Source organism: Chryseobacterium sp. SNU WT5 (assembly GCF_007362475.1).
Lineage (GTDB): Bacteria > Bacteroidota > Bacteroidia > Flavobacteriales > Weeksellaceae > Kaistella.
In genome coordinates, this window is record NZ_CP041687.1 from 1,328,948 (window position 1) to 1,343,943 (window position 14,996).

The window sequence follows — 14,996 nt, forward strand, 5'->3', positions numbered from 1 at the left end:
AATACAAACTATGTTTTTACAAAAAGCCGATTTAGGCACGACCATTTACAGCTATCAAATTGAGCAAATTACGGAAGGCAATGAAGATATCACGGCTCAGGCAATGGCAGCTGCTGAGGAAGAGGTTCGCAGTTATTTAACTGCTGTAGAATGGAGCGACGGACGTACCAAATACGATATCGAATTAATTCTGGGAGCAACAGGAACTGAACGAAATTCTTTGCTGGTCCGAATGACGGTAACACTCGCAAAGTTCTACATCATAGAATTATGTAATGTTGATATCATTTATGAAACGGCGAAAGAAAGGTATGATCGGGCGATCACCTGGTTAAAGCAATTTGCTCGTGGTGAAATAAAACTGAGCACCCTGCCACAAACGCCAGATATCGACCCCAATTCTGCCGGTACCGAACCTTTCATTTACGGCAGCCGTGAGAAATTTAACCACGAATAAAAACTATAACCAATGTCAAGACTTACCAATAAAGCCCGAAATAACAGATCACAGTTAGCCGCCAAAACCACTGCCAAATCAACACCCAATAGTGTGGGAACTAAACTTTATCCCCAGTTGGTGGATAAAACCGTCACGCAAACCCGACAGGATATTGCAAAATGGCGGACGGCGCTCAATGGTTTTAATAATACAGACAGTCCTTCTGTATATCTGTTGTATAATTTATACGCCACTATTTTAGATGACGCGCTTTTGACGTCACAGATAGAAAATAGAATTCAGGATTCGTTGGGATCTTCTTTTAATCTTCGAAAAAAAGGCGGTGACATTGATGAGGAATTGACAGAAACTTACCAAAATTCTGAACTGTTCAATGATATCGTTACGCAGATCATTAATTCAAGATTTTACGGTCATTCTTTGATTGAAATTGATTGGAAAAAAGACGGACAAAATGAACCTCAATTAAAAGTCGATTTGATTCCACGACAAAACGTTCTTTCAAAAACAGGAGTGATGCTTTTTGATTACAATGAAGACAAAGGCGTAAAGTATCGCGAACTTCCAGAGTTTGGAACTTGGATTTTAGAATTCGGGAAACCGGGCGAAAAAGGACTTTTAAATAAAGCGGTTCCACATGCTTTGTTTAAAAGATTTGCACAATCCTGCTGGTCTGAATTGTGTGAAATTTACGGAATACCTCCAAGAGTTTACAAGACCGATGCCTCAGATCCGGCAGCAGTATCGCGCGGTAAAAAAATGATGCAGGACATGGGTTCGGCGGCTTGGTTTATTATTGATACGACAGAAGAGTTTGAATGGGCAAAAGGCGTCAATACTAACGGGGACGTTTACAGTAATTTGATGACTTTTTCAGACAATCAAAATTCCTTATTGATTTCGGGTGCCATTGTCGGTCAGGACACGAAGCACGGAAGCAACAGTAAAGAGGAAACGTCTCAAAAACTATTGACTAAGTTGGTTATGGCGGATATGGCTTTGGTTGAAATGTATATGAACTCCAAAGTAATGCCGGCACTCGCACGAATTGGAGCGGTGCCCGCTGATTATGTGTTCAACTGGGAAATTTCCGAAGATCTTCAAACTTTATGGGACCGCACCGTGCAGGCTCTTGCTTTTTTTGATGTAGATCCTGAATGGATCAAAGATAAATTCGGCATTGAAGTTACCGGCGTAAAACAAAATGCGGTACCTATTCCTGGAACAAATTTAAACGCTGCAGATTATTTTTTCACTTAAGAGCTGGCAACCAACCGTTACCTGTCAGTTCTAAAATATATTTCAACGGTCTTCATACGAGATTAAGTTCGCTGTACGATTGCAGTTGTGAAAGTTGTCAAAAAATCAACCTTGCTGCAAAGTCGGATGAACCTCAATTTAAAACTGTTTTAAAAGCCGCTGAAAACGCTTTTAAACATCTGCACGAAAAAGGAAGTTACAGCCCGGAAGATATCAACGATAAACCGTACAAAAAACTCATTGACGAAACCAACAAGGTTTTAAATTATGCGATTACGGACAACGATGTCCCGTCTCAAATGCTGGAAAAACTACAGAACGATACTTTCATATTTTCGGGTTTACGTACGCATGCTCAACTTTTGGAAGCGTCATCGTTTTTGATGGAAGATGGAAAGGTGCGCAGTTTTGATGCATTCGCAAAAGATTTTAACCAGGTTAATTCCCGGTACAATCAAGATTACCTGCAGGCAGAACATCAATTTGCAGTATCTAGTTCTCAAAGTGCTGCCAATTGGGCTGCAATCGACCAAGACGGTCGGTATAATCTACAGTACAGAACTGCGAACGATGATCGCGTTCGTGCAGATCATGCTGCTTTACAGGATATCACTTTACCTAGTGATGATTCGTTTTGGATGTCTTATTATCCGCCCAATGGATGGCGTTGCAGATGTACTGCAGTTGAAGTGAGAAAAACAAAGTTCGAGGTTTCGGATTCGGTGAAAGCAAATGAAGCCGGCGACAGAGCAACCACCAAAATCGGTGCAGACGGGAAAAACAGAAGTGAGATTTTTCGCTTTAATCCGGGAGCTCAACAAAAAGTATTTCCACCGAAACATCCGTACAATAAATTGAAGGGTGCAGATGAAGTGAAAAAGATAATCGATGATCAACCATTGAAAACGGTTAAAGATTTAAAAAACCACTTCGAAGGTTTTGCTAAGGATAACAAGGAACTGTTTGCAAGAGGTTTCAAAGAAATTAAAATAACTCGATCTAAAAAACTAAACGGTTTTACCGACATGAACGGAATGATTGCTTTGACTTCGCAGATCACAGAACTTTCCATCGGCGGAATCAATAACATTAAGAGCGGTAAACCAACCACTTTAGATCAGGAACGTGCATTATCAACTCTTCATCATGAAATATGGCATAACGCCAACAAGCCGGGAAACATGTATTCAACAAAAGACCAAACGAAAACGATGGAATTGGCCAATGAATTTGTTGCCAGAAAAACGCTTCCGGAATTCATGAAAAAACTGGGTGGAAAATTAGAGAATGAGGAACTGCAGAACCATCGCTCCAATACCGCTTATAATAAAATGGTTGTCAACTATGACCTGTTGATTAAATGGTCAGAATCTGACCCTAAAAAAGTGGTTAGCGATGTGAAAACTACTTTGGTAGAGGATAAATACACGGAACAGATGAGGGGATTAGTTGCTGCAGTGAAAAATAATAGCAAATACGATATTAAAGATTCGGTAATTGAGTCATTAATCAAGTACGCAAAAATTTATGATAATGAAAAATTTGTTGAATTATTGAAAGCGAATACCAAACTAAGAATTGAAAGAAAGTAATTCATCCTTGAAAAGTTTCTGAAGCTTTTCTTTAAGATCGGTTAATTTATAATAATCAGCGTAGGATACAAGACCAAGAATACGAATGTTCTCATCGGACAATTCGTCATCTGGACTGATAAGCAATGGCGGTTGATCCGTAAAAAGTTCTGCGATGTCGTACATCGTTACTTTACGGAGATCAAGGTTTTTATATGTGGAACTATTTTCCATTTAGCAAAGTTACAATAATTATCAAATAAGCAATGAATTTAGATCAACTTCATAAAAATATCATCAATGATGTTAGGATCGAGCTGAAAGATGAGTTCGACCGCAATTTTGAAAGAAAGGCGTTTTTTGAGAAGAAATGGCCAACCAATACGCTGATCAATCGGCGCGGATCCATGATGGCTAGAACCAACAATTTGCGCCGTGGTTATCAGGCGAAAATCGACGGTTCAAAAATAGCCTTCAGCAATTCAATGCCGTACGCTTCTATCCACAATGAAGGCGGTGAGATTACGGTCACAAAAAAAATGAAGAGTTATTTCTGGGCAATGTATTATCAGGCATCTGGTGGGATCTCGTACAGCATCAAAACCAAAGCGGCTGCCAAAACCAAAAGAAACACTGCTTTAAGCATCGAAGCGCAACAATTTAAAGCCCTGGCATTAATGCCAATCGGTAACAAAATAAAAATACCGGAAAGAAGAGTGATTGGGGCGCATCCTAAAATTAGAGAAATCATTTCGGGCGTGGTCGATGATCACCTGAAAGAATTAAACGATATCATTTTATACCATTTAAAACCATGAAAACAATTATTTTTATTATTGGAATCGACGTGCTTAGATTTCCATTGGCGTGCATTCATCGTTTGCGTGATTTTCACAATACGTGTAAAATTCCGAACAGAAATATCATCACTTCCGTTCAGTCGGAAACCAAAACTTTGTAAATATGGAATCGATATTAAAATCTATCCAGGATAAATTAGGAACTGAGGTAACAGATCTGAAATACATTGATGAGAATTGGGGACAACTGGATCTGTATGGTCCAGAAATTCCCGTACAATGGCCATGCTCTTTGATTACCTTAACTAGTGCTAATTATAGCAATTTAGGAACCGCCGTAAGCGCACAACCTATGAACCGGCAGGAAGCAACCGTGAGTATAGAACTTACTTTTGCAAAATTGAAATTAACAAATTCCAGTTATAGAGCACCGGCATTGCAAAAAGATAAAGCGTGGGAAATTTGGGAAATCGTAAGGAAAGCGCACGAGGTTCTGCACGGTTGGAACCCTGCAGTTAATTGTGGCAAAATGATCAGAACGGGAATGAGCTCAGTTCGTCGGGATGACGGCGTGCAGGAAATCAGAGTGGTTTACTCAGTTGGCTTGCACAATTGCTAGCGTTCTTTTCTGCAATCAATTTATCAATTGGCGTACTTAGAATAGTGTTGAGCGTTGTTCTGCTGATTGGGTACAAGGGGTAAATATAATTTCTGAGGACAACGGTATCAGCGATGTCCTCAGTTTTATGCAGCAAATACAGATCTCGTATGAGTCTGTAACGAAGTAAGGTATTGCGTTGTAGAATTTTGCCCATGTAGCGATCAGTCTCGCAAATATATGGAAGTATATTCCATTTAACAAAATTTAATCCTGACTTAAGTAAAAATAATTACTCATGTAAGTTTCTGTATTGTCGCCATTTATAGCGATTTGTTCCTCGAATTTTTCTTTGTAAACCCTGCCGACAAATTTATTTTGGGAATCGTAAAAATTGTAAGAAGTTGGATCCTGGTACACAGAAATAAAAGGCAGATTTTTATCTGTTGTAAATTTCGCTTCCTGCAGTCCTTTTAAAAACAGAGTGAATGCCTGTTCTGTATTGTCATCATTCTCTTGTTTGGCAGTTTCAATAATATATTTGCATCGCTCAATATTACCTGTCAGATCTTCATTATTTACCTTTAACTTCTGATTATAGAGTTCTATCAGATTATCGTACGAAACGGCTTTATATAGCGTTTTCTCCTGTCCAAACGCGAACGCAGAAATGAAAAGGAAGATGAGTAATAGTTTTTTCATTCTGTTAATTCTTTTAAATTAATTTTAAATTTTTGATGAGTCAAATTTAACTCATAATTAAATACAGATTCATTATCACTTAACTGGAATATATCACCTAAAAAGTAGCGATGCACTTTTTTCAATAACTCAATTCCATTTTTATCATAAATGTAAATGAAGTTGCTTTTATTTTTATTATCGCCCCAATCTTCACAAATCAAAACACCGGAACTCGTTACTAAGCATCGTTTTGGCCTAACTAACTTTTTCTTGAATAATATTTTTTGATTTGCAACATCAACAAGTGCTAAATTATATTCAATATCATCGTCCAGATTTACAGCGCAATAATTTCCATCGGAGGAATAGTGCTTTAATCCATAAAATCCTATTTCATTTCTTTCTACGCTGTTAACTCTATTTGTTTTATAGATAATGTGACCATCATCGCTAGAACCTTCAATGATGTTTTTACCTATCCATCGATTCAAATACTCATTTTCTAATTCTTCATTTATTTTTTGAATGCCTTCATCATTTAAGTTAACTTCATAAACAATGTGATGATCGTTTTTAGATTTAATAGGCTGTGCCTTTTTTCTGAAAAAACTAAAGAACCCCATTTTTCAACCTTAATCATTAAATAAAGTAATAAGCACATATATCTCTTTATGCCTTGGACTTCTTAACCAAGCAACATTTTTGACGATTAAAGAATCTATATTCGGGTTTTTATTTTCCGAACATATTTTGTTTTCCTCCTCTTCAGTTATAAAATCTCCTAAAAATATTTGGTGTCCAATTTGTGGTATTAATTGCATCGGAATGGTGCTTGTTGTAAAATTCAAATCCGGTACCTGAAAAGTAACTCCTATCATCTTTTTTTTGTAAAGTTAATAAAAAAAACCGCTCACTATACAAGTGGCGGTTTTACGTTAATTTGTTGAAATTCATTTTCTGCCACTTTCTGCCACTGGTTGCTTTCTTCTGGTAGATCTCTACCTTTCAAGGCGCATTCTGTGGTGTAGTGGTGTTTAATAAATCGGCTGCCGTGCACGTGCTCTTCATCGTGAAAGGTGTGTTTCAATATCAAATATCCTTTCTTTTTCAAAGCGGCCAAAACCTCTTCTTTGCTGTATTCGTGGTCGTTAATTTTCATATTTAATGTCTTTGATATTTAATCATTACCACCACTTTTTTCTCAGTAGTTTTAAAAGTGACATCCAATATTTTATATATTTTTTCGTGATCTGAGATCCAGGCATTAACCTTTACTTCCAATTCATTCGTGATTGAATCGGTAAACATTTTAATTTTCATTTAAAACAGGTTTAATTGTTATTTCTTCTACAATTTCCTCTGGTTGGTAATCGCAATCAATTACGATGTTCCAGGCCGATCCTTCGTAAATTGCATCCGGTTTAATCATTGCGAAACCATTTTCAAAATTTATTAATACATCCCAACTGTCACTATCAGTGTATTCCATTTCGAGTCTTTCTAAAAGCTCTTTTAATTTTTTAACTTTCATTATTTCCAATATTTTTTATTTAAGTAAGCAGCGGGATAAGGGAACGCGGTTCCATCGCTTTTCAGTTTGATGAGTTCCGGGATAAACAGGATTGCTTCCATTTTATCTACATTTCCCAATTTGTTCCAACTTTTTTCTGTGAGTTCTTTGGGTCCTACCTTTCGGGGATAGTTTTTATAGAAATTCGCGAAGCTCACATCTGAAAGTTCGGCGAAGATCCACGATGAACTCAGGTCTTGGTTTTTAATCTTTTCGAGCATGGCCTCGGTAGTACTGGTAATGTTGGCGGTTACCCTTTCAATTTTCCCAGCATCCCAATCACCTTCATACTCCAATACTCTTAAAAGTCCGTTTAAATCGTATTTAAAAGTCAGTTTAAGACCTGTTTTAAAATGTTTCGCGATAAATGTTCTCATAGTAGTAATTGGTGTAAATCGTTTTTTAATTTGTCGAGACCTGTTAGATACGTTCTGTCATCCACTGCACAGTATTCAATTAAAATATCCAACAATTCTTCAGCGAGATAAAACGGAAGTTTCATTTTAAAATCTTTGTTTTCGGGTGCTGAAAGTGTTTTTTTGATGAACAGGTGACGAAGTTCCAGGCGCATGGCAAAAGTTCTTTTTTGCGCTTTGCTGAGCGTGTGAAACTCTACCGAGTCATAACCACCCATCACCTGATTAAGTGCAATAACTTTTTGGCGGTCTATTCTAAATTCTATTTTCATAAAGTAATTATTTTCGGTAAACTCTTCGATTAAATCATCCATACCGACCAACGAACCACTCACACCGTACGCATCCGGAAAGAAGTAATCGCGGAAACGGTGTTTGAGTTTTAATAGAAGTTGTTCGGTAGTCATGATTTAATATTGGACTTTACTTTTCGTCTTCGAAATACAGTTTATAATACTTACCAATTTCGTCGGTACCCTGGTCAATAAGTTTGCGGTCGCCATGAACATAAATACTAAAGTTTTTATCCAGTTTAATAATGCTTTTGAAACCGCGACTTTGTTTTTTTACGGCTGATGGATTGATATCAAAGGCTTCCGAGACTGAAACCTGCATTTCCTGTTCGTAATCAGATTTAAAGTTGCTGAAACTTTCAATTACTGTTTCATCTTGCAAAACTTCATTGGTGAATTCATCGTAATCAAATTTTTCTTTTTCTTTAAAAAATTCAATAGACTTATTAAGGAACTCGGCTTGATCCGCTTTGGTAATTTCGAACTCTTGTGGTAGTTGTTTAGTGATAAACTGTTTGTAAACTGATAAGGTTTCCTGCGTATGGTAATATTCATCTTGTCTCTGCTTCACCTTCAGAAAATCTTCAAACCAATAATACAGATCACCGTTTTTGTTATTATCTACAACTTGCAGAACGTAACCTGTTTCTTTATCTTGGTTGAAAATTAGCGCAGCTTTATCAATTCTCACTAAACTCACACCTTTATCAACTTCAATAGGATCTATTTCGTTGGGTGAAATTTTTAAAAATGGTTCTCTTTTTTCCGTTTTGAAGATTCCAATTTTATCAACTTCATTTTCGTTTTCGGCTTGAAAATAAACGACAAATAATTCACCACCTTGGACCCTTGGATTTTCGGCTGCATTGTATAAAATATTTCCAATGTTTTTTGAACTATTTATGAAGTTCCGATGATCTTCGAAAATTTCTGATACACACCCAAAAATTAGATTATTCGTCAAATAGGTGTCACTGTAAAAATGGAAGGTTTCTTCAGACTTAAAAGAACCTAAAAAATAATTCTGTAAAAGGTCTTTTTTATCATCGCTGATGTTTAATTCTGTATCAGAAAAGCCACAGCCTTCATTTGATACTTTGTTTCCGATTTTGTGTAATGCTATTTTCATTTTTTTGATTTTTTTTTGATTGTTTCTCTTTTCTCTAGTTCAGTTTGTTTAAGAATTGGTGTAAAAAATGTAAATAATACAGGCAATCTGTACCGAAAAACTCAGCATAAAAAGTCTGCAACGTTTTGGAGTGTCTTTTTGAAGAATTAAAATTCCAACAGGAATTAATATAATCATCAACGCAGTGAGTAAAATTGTAATATTCATTGTTTTATTTGTTAAAATTAGATTTAAGCATGTTTTGAATAGCGAAAATGATTTTAGATAATTGGATTTTATTCATCTCTTTCAACTGCATTTTCACCGGGCTTTTGTCAGATTTCAACCATCCACCCAAGCGGTGCAGATCTGCAAACTGTGGATTTTCTTCCTGTACCCATCCCAACTGATGACAAAGCGACAGGATGGTCTTGTGCTGCGTGTTATTGCGGTCAAAAAGTGCCCAAGACGAATGATCTAACGTTTTACCTGTATTGAAAAAGTAAATTAACTCATCAGCTTGGGTTTGGTTCAAATCTTTTACGGATAGAACTTCTACACCCATCATATCAGATAAGCATTCTAAACGCTCTTCACGGCTTCGGAATTTACCAGCGCAAATAGTTTGTAATTGCTGGATTTGTGGTTTTGTAATTGTGCTCATTTTTTAAAATTTATTTTTGCTCCTCCGGCAGGATTCGAACCTGCGACCTTTAATCCGTTTAACACTTGCAAGTAAAACGCTCTATCCACTGAGCTACGGAGGAAAACCGCTTTTATCAATTATTAATCATATTCATCATGCGGCTTTGATAAATCGATTTGAAATAAACCATCTGCAATGAGATAAGCAATGAGTCCTAATAGGAAACCGATACAGATTCCAAACATTAATACTATAATAAGTGTTATCATTATTCAGTTTCTTTAGGAAGTAAAAAAGTAAGATCCACATCATCGGGTAAGTTGACACCGGTAATAGAAAGTGGCACACTTTGTTCGATGCCTGTACCATCTATCAGATACGCTTCAATAAACCATTTCGATATTTTCGGTTTGTACGAGTTTTGAATGATTTCTAAACCTTTTTGAAAGTCGGTATCTGCATAATATTTATCCGCGATTTGTCTCAGTTCTAAAACCTTCTTACTATCCAAGTCGCCTTTTGCGTTTTTCTGCAAGAGCCTTGAAATAGTTGCTAAGAGTTTTTTAGAGTTTTCATCTTTTGCCAAGGTTGCGAGAAACTTGTGAACCATTGCCAATCCGTAACCTGCGTCATCGGTATAACCATCTGTAATTCGGTAACCCAATTTAATCGAGTGATTGCCGTAGGTAATGGTGTGACTTTGCTGATTGCTTTTGATGCCGATGGTGTCGATCTTCATTTCTAAATAATCAATGAAGTTTTTGAACACCTGTTCTTTAGCTTTGGCTAAATTATCGGAAGCCTCCAACAAAAGTGCAAACGATACCGGAACCACTTCTTTTGCAATATCTTCTAACGCCTGCAGGTCATTAACTCGTTGTTCTTTTTCCTGCTTTTCAATTTGTTTCGCCTGAGCGACTAGGTTTTTTCTTTCTTCTGGTGAAAGTTTGGTAATGTCTAATGTCATGGTAATTAATTATACTGGGTGAACTAAAATGCTGTGAACTATTGTTTTGTTTCCGATTTTCTGAAATACTCTTTTGTATTTCTGTACGCCGATCACCACCAGTTGAATTCCTTTTTTATTGGAAAACTCTCGTTGTGGTTTTTCTCGTCGTTGACTTCTGTTTAATCCCTTTGTAAGGTTTCCATAACCTATATTTGCTGAATTGGTCATAATTTTAAATGATATTGTTGTTAATTAATAATTGTCTTCTTTGTTCTCTCAAATCTTTCAATCGGTCGTGCAGAACATCGTATTCCAATTGGGTAAGTGCTGAGTCCATTTCTTTCTGAACCTGTACGATCATTTGGTCTAAGTCGGCCTCGGTGGGTGGAAAAAACTCGTTAGCCATTTTCGGAAGCGTTTGTAAGTTCATCAATGGTCAGTTTTTCCAGTTCCAGCACAAAAGCTTCTTTCATTTCGTCACTGCTTTCGATTTGGTTAACTACCAATTGAGCAACGACTTCGAGTTTGCAGTTTTTTACATTGATAAAATGTTCCCCGTCGAAGGCTAGGAAAATGGCAGGCATGTTGGCTTTTCTCATGCGTTCCAGGATTGCTTTGATTTCTTCTTTTTCGTCCATAATTTTAATTGAGGTTAAATTGATATTGAGGTTTTGGTTTCGGTTTTGGTTGCTTGATCAGCGAAGCCGGATAATAATTTTCCAGTTCCATTGCGAACTCATAAATGAATTTGTAATAGGTTTGAGCGGAATCTTGTATATTGTTCTGCAGATAACCGCCGTATTCCTGAATCATTCTGGTTTCTACCAATATTTGCCACTGCCTTTGATAATAATTGTACAGCGTTTCATTGGAAATAAGGTCTCTGTCTTTATGGAAAAATTTCAGAGCCATTGCCTCGCACCAGGTAACGAAAAACTGATGAATCAGATTATCGTACCCCCAGTCATTGTACCCTAGAGCGCGCTTGATCAAAAAGCGGTTCGGGTTGTTTGGATTGTTGTTTATGGTTTTCATTGTTGTGAATGTTTGCGTTAGTTATTAATGATATCAGATCCGTGAAGGATCATTGCTTTTTCCTGGTCGATGCAAAACTGTCCGCCGGTGGTTCTGCCGCCAACCGTGGCAACCAATCCCTGAACTCTTACAATTCTGTCCGCTAATCTCTTGATCATCTTTGCGGTCGCCGTGTACGGTTCGCCACGATCTTCGTGGGCTAAGAAAATGAAGAGTTTATCTGGATTTTCTTTTAAGAGTTCCTGCAGTCCGCCGTTTTTCAGTTCATCCGAATAAAAAGTAACGTTATCGATAAAGACCAGTTTGGGGGCGTACCGTTTTTTCAAAGTGGCTTTTAAATCTGCCAAGGGAACATATCCGTACGCTTTGAACTTCTTATTTTTCGGGTCGAAATTGGCTCTTACAATCACTTCCTGGAACGTTAATCCCAAACCCTCTTCTGCTGAGATATAAAGCACTGGTTCCAGCGTGCTGAGGAATTGAGCCAGCAACATGGCAAACCATGTTTTACCTTGTTTTTCTTCGCCGTAAATGATCCATACTTTTCCGGTTCTTTCGGGATTTCCAAAGATGGTTAGCCAAATTCCTGTGAGCGTTAATATTTTCATTTTGCGGTTCAGTATATTACTTACAGTGTAGGCCCTCATCTATACAGAAATTTTGATTAAAGTTTCCAGATGTCTCAGGGTTGCTTCTTTGTTCAGACAGATTTTCACCAGTGCTTCTACTGGTTGGTTTCCGGTATGGTTGGCGGTGGCAACCTGCGTTAATAATTCATTGTAAAATGCTTTTTTATCGGCAACACCATTGGGTGTCAATTGAATGAACTCGTCAGAAAAGCGGCTGAATATTTCAGCAAAACCAACTTTCTTATTGTTGATTCCTTTCTGGATTTTGTTTCGCAATCCATCTGCACCCATCATGAGCCAACCACAGGTCCCGTCTGCTGAATTCCACAGTTCTTTTAATTCTAAAAAAGCCGTGTATTCTAAGTCTCCAACTTCATCCAACACAAACACCGGACTGTCGAGCTGATTGATATAATATTTCAGATTCTCTTTTACATCGACGTATTTTCCTTTGTTATCGATTCCTAAAGTTTTGGCGAAGTGGCGAACGAATAACTGCTTGCTTTTGGCTTGGGAACAATCCACATAAAAAGCATTGCGCATAGTTTTCACGATATTCTTTGCTGAGAAAGTTTTGCCGATTCCACAGGCATCAACCAAAACCATAGAGCGTGAGAAAGTCTGGCAGAAATGAATACTGGATTCTATTTCAGTATAAACCTTCGTGCGAACTACTTTCCAACTGCTTTTCTTTGGATTAATATCAAGTTCACGACCGATTTGAAGCCACTGAGACGGTGAAATAAGACCGTCGATTTCTCCTTTGTTCAATCTGCTGAATACTGAACCATTGATGCCGTAGATCTTTGCAAACTGCGCATCGGTACCGCCGAAATTAGGGCGACGTTCCAAAAGAACCGTTTTTACTTGCTGCTTATATTCTAGTGATAATTCCATCCTTATTTTTTTTAAAAGTTTATTTCATGAATGCGTTTTGCCAACTTACAGACGGCACGGCTGCCATTTTCTCTTCGTCTTCGATATCAATAGTTTCTACCGTGTCAGGATCTGTTGGGCTAAACCTGTTGTTATGTTTCATTCCCGGGATAAAGAATCCATTCTGTGGTATCGGTTTCGGTTGGTGATAAATATTAATTTTCATTAATGATTTTTCCTGACTTCTGATAAAGCCGTCCACACTTGCCACATAACTGCTTTGTAATTCTCTGGCTGCTTCATCAGCATCGGTGCGTTCAATAATGGCTCTGTTGTATTTCGGCATTTCCTGAACTTCACAGATAAATCTTCCTTCGTAGAATGCTAATGCTTTCATCACGTTGCCTTGGTTATCATCCAGCCAGTAGATGTCGATTTCTTTTCCTTCAATGGCTTTCATTACATTGATGAGTTTTTCACCTAAGCAGATTTTTCCATCCATTGCGATCGCTCTTGGTTTTCCCTGCAGTTTGATGTAACCGGTGTTACAGGATGATTTTTGCTCATAACCTAGAAAGGGCAAAATCGCTTTCCAGTTCGTTGGTTTCAGTTCCGGGTGTTGATTCTGTAAGAAATATTCCCAACGGGTAACTGATGGATCCTGAGAGTGTGGCGAATTATTCCAAGTGTATAAATCTTGTATGGCACCTTCCACAATTTGATCATAAGGAACCATCGGAACTGTTGCTGCACCCATCTGATTGGATTCTGATTTCGCGTGCGGTCTGGCCAACCATCCTTCACGTTGTTTCTCCACTTCATATCGCAGTGCTCCGAAATAGCGCTCAATTCTTTTTCCTCGTGCATTGTTGGCTTCAATCCGTACATTCTGGAACATATATCCTTCTTGCAGGAAAGTTTCTTTAAAACTGCTGTTCAATGCAGACTCAGCTTCGAGTCCATCAGGAAGATTTAAACCCCATTCTGTGTAATTTCTGACCATCTGACGGTAGAACTCGGTGATAATTCCTTCTTTGGTTTTGCCGTAAACAAAAACGGTGTAACATTCAGAAGCCAAATCGATCCCGTTGTAAAACCAAACTCTTTTACCGTCTAAATCTTTGAAAGGTGGGTTTCTGTCATCAATTGAAATCAGCGAACCTGCAAACTTTGGACGCTCCAATTGGTGGTATGGTTTGAATTTGCCCATATATTTCTGACGATCCCCGGAACGAAGTTTGTGCGTGGCTGCTTGATTTTCCCATTTAGAGATATATAGAGCAACTGTACTTTCCGAAAGTTTCGGGAATGCTTTCGGATCGTAGATTTCGCCTGTATCTTCGTTGTAAACCTGTGCATATCCGTTTAAAAATGCTTCATAAGCACGATAAATTTCAGTTGCGGTCGGTTTGTGTGAGATATTGGCGAAAAGACCGTTTAAGATTGCTTCTGTAATATCATCTACAATTCGGGCGTTCTGTTTACGTTTTCCTTCCACATCTTTAATGATCGATAGAAAGTTGTAAGGCCATTGATTAAATGGAGTTTCAAACTCGTTTAAAGCTTCTTTAAATCGGGTTGGATGCGTTGGCAGATTATGACTAAAAGAAAACTTTTTCAACAAAATAGGATTGAATGAGTTGCTTTCTTCACACAGAAAAGTATTGAGACCTTTCAGCGACATTCCCATTTTGATGCGCTCGGTTTGGTGCTTGCTTCTGAGTTTCACCACACTGATCATTACGCTTGCATTGGTAATATATCGTTGCTGTTCGTCTGGATTCAAGTGAGAACCATCTGGACGCGTGAATGAGGTGTAAAAATCAACGGCAACAGAATCGGTTTTGTAGAAATACAAAAGATTGTGTTCCATTTTGCGTGGATCTCCCAAAGCTTGCTGAATGTGTGCTGGCAATGAATCGAAATCAATGATCATTTTTTTGCCTTTGCCACCACCGCGCTGCAGTGCCTTCACTCCGAAAGAATTAGACTTGTTTCTGCTGATCTCAACAGACAGGCAAGCTTGGTTCTTCCAGTGCTCCGGTATAAGTTCTTCCGGAAATACTGCCACGGTATTTGTGTTGTTCCAAAAGTGTGGCAT

At 38.0% G+C, this 14,996-nt stretch carries 27 protein-coding genes and 1 pseudogene; 6 read left to right on the forward strand and 22 right to left on the reverse strand.

The genetic code is table 11. From position 1 onward, the window contains the following. Positions 1–10: 10 nt before the first annotated feature. From FNJ88_RS06355 to FNJ88_RS06365, 3 genes are all read left to right on the forward strand, one after another. Positions 11–457, forward strand: coding sequence for a phage protein Gp36 family protein (locus FNJ88_RS06355; protein WP_143852386.1), 447 nt, complete (start codon positions 11–13; stop codon positions 455–457). Positions 458–469: 12 nt separating this feature from the next. Then, positions 470–1,720: a DUF935 family protein gene (locus FNJ88_RS06360; RefSeq protein WP_143852387.1), complete on the forward strand. Its 1,251-nt coding sequence runs from the start codon at positions 470–472 to the stop codon at positions 1,718–1,720. 299 nt (positions 1,721–2,019) lie between these two features. Beyond that, a complete protein-coding gene (locus tag FNJ88_RS06365; RefSeq protein ID WP_143852388.1) occupies positions 2,020–3,312 on the forward strand; it encodes a phage minor head protein in 1,293 nt (430 codons plus the stop codon). Here the strand turns inward: FNJ88_RS06365 and FNJ88_RS06370 are convergent. Then, positions 3,292–3,525 carry a hypothetical protein gene (locus FNJ88_RS06370; protein ID WP_143852389.1) on the reverse strand — a complete coding sequence of 78 codons (234 nt, stop codon included), beginning with the start codon at positions 3,523–3,525 and terminating at the stop codon, positions 3,292–3,294. The genes FNJ88_RS06365 and FNJ88_RS06370 overlap by 21 nt on opposite strands. Positions 3,526–3,557: 32 nt before the next feature. Here FNJ88_RS06370 and FNJ88_RS06375 point away from each other — a divergent pair, with 32 nt between their 5' ends. From FNJ88_RS06375 to FNJ88_RS06380, 3 genes are read left to right on the forward strand one after another with little or no spacing between them, the layout of a single operon-like run. Next, positions 3,558–4,109: a phage virion morphogenesis protein gene (locus FNJ88_RS06375; protein WP_143852390.1), complete on the forward strand. Its 552-nt coding sequence runs from the start codon at positions 3,558–3,560 to the stop codon at positions 4,107–4,109. Beyond that, the gene (locus tag FNJ88_RS14280) at positions 4,106–4,252 is read left to right on the forward strand and encodes a hypothetical protein (RefSeq protein WP_185145863.1); all 147 of its coding nucleotides are present in this window, start codon (positions 4,106–4,108) and stop codon (positions 4,250–4,252) included. Before FNJ88_RS06375 ends, FNJ88_RS14280 begins: the two co-directional genes overlap by 4 nt. A gap of 2 nt (positions 4,253–4,254) precedes the next feature. After that, positions 4,255–4,710: a hypothetical protein gene (locus FNJ88_RS06380; protein WP_143852391.1), complete on the forward strand. Its 456-nt coding sequence runs from the start codon at positions 4,255–4,257 to the stop codon at positions 4,708–4,710. A 246-nt stretch (positions 4,711–4,956) separates the two neighbouring features. On the opposite strand, the gene FNJ88_RS06390 is transcribed toward FNJ88_RS06380, so the two are convergent. The 21 genes and pseudogenes from FNJ88_RS06390 to FNJ88_RS06475 form a co-directional block, all read right to left on the reverse strand. Further along, positions 4,957–5,391, reverse strand: coding sequence for a hypothetical protein (locus FNJ88_RS06390; RefSeq protein WP_143852393.1), 435 nt, complete (start codon positions 5,389–5,391; stop codon positions 4,957–4,959). Continuing rightward, positions 5,388–5,996 carry a hypothetical protein gene (locus tag FNJ88_RS06395; protein ID WP_143852394.1) on the reverse strand — a complete coding sequence of 203 codons (609 nt, stop codon included), beginning with the start codon at positions 5,994–5,996 and terminating at the stop codon, positions 5,388–5,390. The genes FNJ88_RS06390 and FNJ88_RS06395 overlap by 4 nt, the downstream gene beginning before the upstream one ends. Before the next feature lie 9 nt (positions 5,997–6,005). Next, a complete protein-coding gene (locus FNJ88_RS06400) occupies positions 6,006–6,251 on the reverse strand; it encodes a hypothetical protein (RefSeq protein WP_143852395.1) in 246 nt (81 codons plus the stop codon). A gap of 35 nt (positions 6,252–6,286) precedes the next feature. Continuing rightward, a complete protein-coding gene (locus FNJ88_RS06405; RefSeq protein WP_143852396.1) occupies positions 6,287–6,532 on the reverse strand; it encodes a hypothetical protein in 246 nt (81 codons plus the stop codon). A 2-nt stretch (positions 6,533–6,534) separates the two neighbouring features. Then, positions 6,535–6,693: a hypothetical protein gene (locus FNJ88_RS14285; RefSeq protein WP_185145864.1), complete on the reverse strand. Its 159-nt coding sequence runs from the start codon at positions 6,691–6,693 to the stop codon at positions 6,535–6,537. After that, positions 6,683–6,904, reverse strand: a complete 222-nt coding sequence (locus tag FNJ88_RS06410; RefSeq protein WP_143852397.1) for a hypothetical protein — start codon at positions 6,902–6,904, stop codon at positions 6,683–6,685. The genes FNJ88_RS14285 and FNJ88_RS06410 overlap by 11 nt, the downstream gene beginning before the upstream one ends. Beyond that, on the reverse strand, positions 6,904–7,320 hold the full coding sequence (locus FNJ88_RS06415; RefSeq protein WP_143852398.1) for a hypothetical protein: 417 nt from the start codon (positions 7,318–7,320) through the stop codon (positions 6,904–6,906). Before FNJ88_RS06415 ends, FNJ88_RS06410 begins: the two co-directional genes overlap by 1 nt. Beyond that, the gene (locus FNJ88_RS06420) at positions 7,317–7,766 is read right to left on the reverse strand and encodes a hypothetical protein (protein ID WP_143852399.1); all 450 of its coding nucleotides are present in this window, start codon (positions 7,764–7,766) and stop codon (positions 7,317–7,319) included. Before FNJ88_RS06420 ends, FNJ88_RS06415 begins: the two co-directional genes overlap by 4 nt. A gap of 16 nt (positions 7,767–7,782) precedes the next feature. Next, positions 7,783–8,781, reverse strand: coding sequence for a nucleoid-associated protein (locus FNJ88_RS06425; RefSeq protein ID WP_143852400.1), 999 nt, complete (start codon positions 8,779–8,781; stop codon positions 7,783–7,785). A gap of 48 nt (positions 8,782–8,829) precedes the next feature. After that, positions 8,830–8,988, reverse strand: coding sequence for a hypothetical protein (locus FNJ88_RS14290; RefSeq protein WP_185145865.1), 159 nt, complete (start codon positions 8,986–8,988; stop codon positions 8,830–8,832). A gap of 4 nt (positions 8,989–8,992) precedes the next feature. Then, entirely contained in the window at positions 8,993–9,424 is a 432-nt protein-coding gene (locus FNJ88_RS06430; protein ID WP_143852401.1) for a hypothetical protein, read from the reverse strand. Between the two features lie 19 nt (positions 9,425–9,443). Continuing rightward, positions 9,444–9,527: pseudogene (locus FNJ88_RS06435) on the reverse strand. 19 nt (positions 9,528–9,546) lie between these two features. Continuing rightward, positions 9,547–9,675 (reverse strand): hypothetical protein, encoded by a 129-nt coding sequence (locus FNJ88_RS14505; protein WP_262711468.1) that lies wholly within the window; start codon positions 9,673–9,675, stop codon positions 9,547–9,549. After that, positions 9,675–10,373: a DUF3164 family protein gene (locus FNJ88_RS06440; RefSeq protein ID WP_143852402.1), complete on the reverse strand. Its 699-nt coding sequence runs from the start codon at positions 10,371–10,373 to the stop codon at positions 9,675–9,677. The genes FNJ88_RS14505 and FNJ88_RS06440 overlap by 1 nt, the downstream gene beginning before the upstream one ends. Positions 10,374–10,382: 9 nt before the next feature. Beyond that, positions 10,383–10,583 (reverse strand): hypothetical protein, encoded by a 201-nt coding sequence (locus FNJ88_RS06445; RefSeq protein ID WP_143852403.1) that lies wholly within the window; start codon positions 10,581–10,583, stop codon positions 10,383–10,385. A 4-nt stretch (positions 10,584–10,587) separates the two neighbouring features. Continuing rightward, positions 10,588–10,761: a hypothetical protein gene (locus FNJ88_RS06450; RefSeq protein WP_185145866.1), complete on the reverse strand. Its 174-nt coding sequence runs from the start codon at positions 10,759–10,761 to the stop codon at positions 10,588–10,590. Then, positions 10,754–10,993, reverse strand: a complete 240-nt coding sequence (locus tag FNJ88_RS06455; RefSeq protein WP_143852405.1) for a hypothetical protein — start codon at positions 10,991–10,993, stop codon at positions 10,754–10,756. The genes FNJ88_RS06450 and FNJ88_RS06455 overlap by 8 nt, the downstream gene beginning before the upstream one ends. Before the next feature lie 4 nt (positions 10,994–10,997). Continuing rightward, a complete protein-coding gene (locus FNJ88_RS06460; RefSeq protein ID WP_143852406.1) occupies positions 10,998–11,390 on the reverse strand; it encodes a hypothetical protein in 393 nt (130 codons plus the stop codon). 17 nt (positions 11,391–11,407) lie between these two features. Continuing rightward, a complete protein-coding gene (locus tag FNJ88_RS06465) occupies positions 11,408–11,998 on the reverse strand; it encodes an ATP-binding protein (RefSeq protein WP_143852407.1) in 591 nt (196 codons plus the stop codon). 39 nt (positions 11,999–12,037) lie between these two features. Further along, the gene (locus FNJ88_RS06470; protein ID WP_143852408.1) at positions 12,038–12,916 is read right to left on the reverse strand and encodes an ATP-binding protein; all 879 of its coding nucleotides are present in this window, start codon (positions 12,914–12,916) and stop codon (positions 12,038–12,040) included. Positions 12,917–12,935: 19 nt separating this feature from the next. Beyond that, positions 12,936–14,996: a hypothetical protein gene (locus tag FNJ88_RS06475; RefSeq protein WP_143852409.1), complete on the reverse strand. Its 2,061-nt coding sequence runs from the start codon at positions 14,994–14,996 to the stop codon at positions 12,936–12,938.

Excerpts from the sequence above, each read along its gene's own strand:
- FNJ88_RS06400 (WP_143852395.1), bottom strand. The coding sequence starts at position 6,251 with ATGATAGGAGTTACTTTTCAGGTACCGGATTTGAATTTTACAACAAGC.
- FNJ88_RS06440 (WP_143852402.1), bottom strand. The coding sequence starts at position 10,373 with ATGACATTAGACATTACCAAACTTTCACCAGAAGAAAGAAAAAACCTA.
- FNJ88_RS06380 (WP_143852391.1), top strand. The coding sequence starts at position 4,255 with ATGGAATCGATATTAAAATCTATCCAGGATAAATTAGGAACTGAGGTA.
- FNJ88_RS06395 (WP_143852394.1), bottom strand. The coding sequence starts at position 5,996 with ATGGGGTTCTTTAGTTTTTTCAGAAAAAAGGCACAGCCTATTAAATCT.
- FNJ88_RS06445 (WP_143852403.1), bottom strand. The coding sequence starts at position 10,583 with ATGACCAATTCAGCAAATATAGGTTATGGAAACCTTACAAAGGGATTA.
- FNJ88_RS06475 (WP_143852409.1), bottom strand. The coding sequence starts at position 14,996 with ATGCCACACTTTTGGAACAACACAAATACCGTGGCAGTATTTCCGGAA.
- FNJ88_RS06420 (WP_143852399.1), bottom strand. The coding sequence starts at position 7,766 with ATGACTACCGAACAACTTCTATTAAAACTCAAACACCGTTTCCGCGAT.
- FNJ88_RS06465 (WP_143852407.1), bottom strand. The coding sequence starts at position 11,998 with ATGAAAATATTAACGCTCACAGGAATTTGGCTAACCATCTTTGGAAAT.
- FNJ88_RS06365 (WP_143852388.1), top strand. The coding sequence starts at position 2,020 with ATGCTGGAAAAACTACAGAACGATACTTTCATATTTTCGGGTTTACGT.
- FNJ88_RS14290 (WP_185145865.1), bottom strand. The coding sequence starts at position 8,988 with ATGAATATTACAATTTTACTCACTGCGTTGATGATTATATTAATTCCT.
- FNJ88_RS06460 (WP_143852406.1), bottom strand. The coding sequence starts at position 11,390 with ATGAAAACCATAAACAACAATCCAAACAACCCGAACCGCTTTTTGATC.
- FNJ88_RS06415 (WP_143852398.1), bottom strand. The coding sequence starts at position 7,320 with ATGAGAACATTTATCGCGAAACATTTTAAAACAGGTCTTAAACTGACT.
- FNJ88_RS06375 (WP_143852390.1), top strand. The coding sequence starts at position 3,558 with ATGAATTTAGATCAACTTCATAAAAATATCATCAATGATGTTAGGATC.
- FNJ88_RS06410 (WP_143852397.1), bottom strand. The coding sequence starts at position 6,904 with ATGAAAGTTAAAAAATTAAAAGAGCTTTTAGAAAGACTCGAAATGGAA.
- FNJ88_RS06360 (WP_143852387.1), top strand. The coding sequence starts at position 470 with ATGTCAAGACTTACCAATAAAGCCCGAAATAACAGATCACAGTTAGCC.
- FNJ88_RS06390 (WP_143852393.1), bottom strand. The coding sequence starts at position 5,391 with ATGAAAAAACTATTACTCATCTTCCTTTTCATTTCTGCGTTCGCGTTT.
- FNJ88_RS06355 (WP_143852386.1), top strand. The coding sequence starts at position 11 with ATGTTTTTACAAAAAGCCGATTTAGGCACGACCATTTACAGCTATCAA.
- FNJ88_RS06450 (WP_185145866.1), bottom strand. The coding sequence starts at position 10,761 with ATGGCTAACGAGTTTTTTCCACCCACCGAGGCCGACTTAGACCAAATG.
- FNJ88_RS06405 (WP_143852396.1), bottom strand. The coding sequence starts at position 6,532 with ATGAAAATTAACGACCACGAATACAGCAAAGAAGAGGTTTTGGCCGCT.
- FNJ88_RS06425 (WP_143852400.1), bottom strand. The coding sequence starts at position 8,781 with ATGAAAATAGCATTACACAAAATCGGAAACAAAGTATCAAATGAAGGC.
- FNJ88_RS06455 (WP_143852405.1), bottom strand. The coding sequence starts at position 10,993 with ATGGACGAAAAAGAAGAAATCAAAGCAATCCTGGAACGCATGAGAAAA.
- FNJ88_RS06470 (WP_143852408.1), bottom strand. The coding sequence starts at position 12,916 with ATGGAATTATCACTAGAATATAAGCAGCAAGTAAAAACGGTTCTTTTG.
- FNJ88_RS14285 (WP_185145864.1), bottom strand. The coding sequence starts at position 6,693 with ATGAAAATTAAAATGTTTACCGATTCAATCACGAATGAATTGGAAGTA.
- FNJ88_RS06370 (WP_143852389.1), bottom strand. The coding sequence starts at position 3,525 with ATGGAAAATAGTTCCACATATAAAAACCTTGATCTCCGTAAAGTAACG.
- FNJ88_RS06430 (WP_143852401.1), bottom strand. The coding sequence starts at position 9,424 with ATGAGCACAATTACAAAACCACAAATCCAGCAATTACAAACTATTTGC.
- FNJ88_RS14280 (WP_185145863.1), top strand. The coding sequence starts at position 4,106 with ATGAAAACAATTATTTTTATTATTGGAATCGACGTGCTTAGATTTCCA.
- FNJ88_RS14505 (WP_262711468.1), bottom strand. The coding sequence starts at position 9,675 with ATGATAACACTTATTATAGTATTAATGTTTGGAATCTGTATCGGTTTC.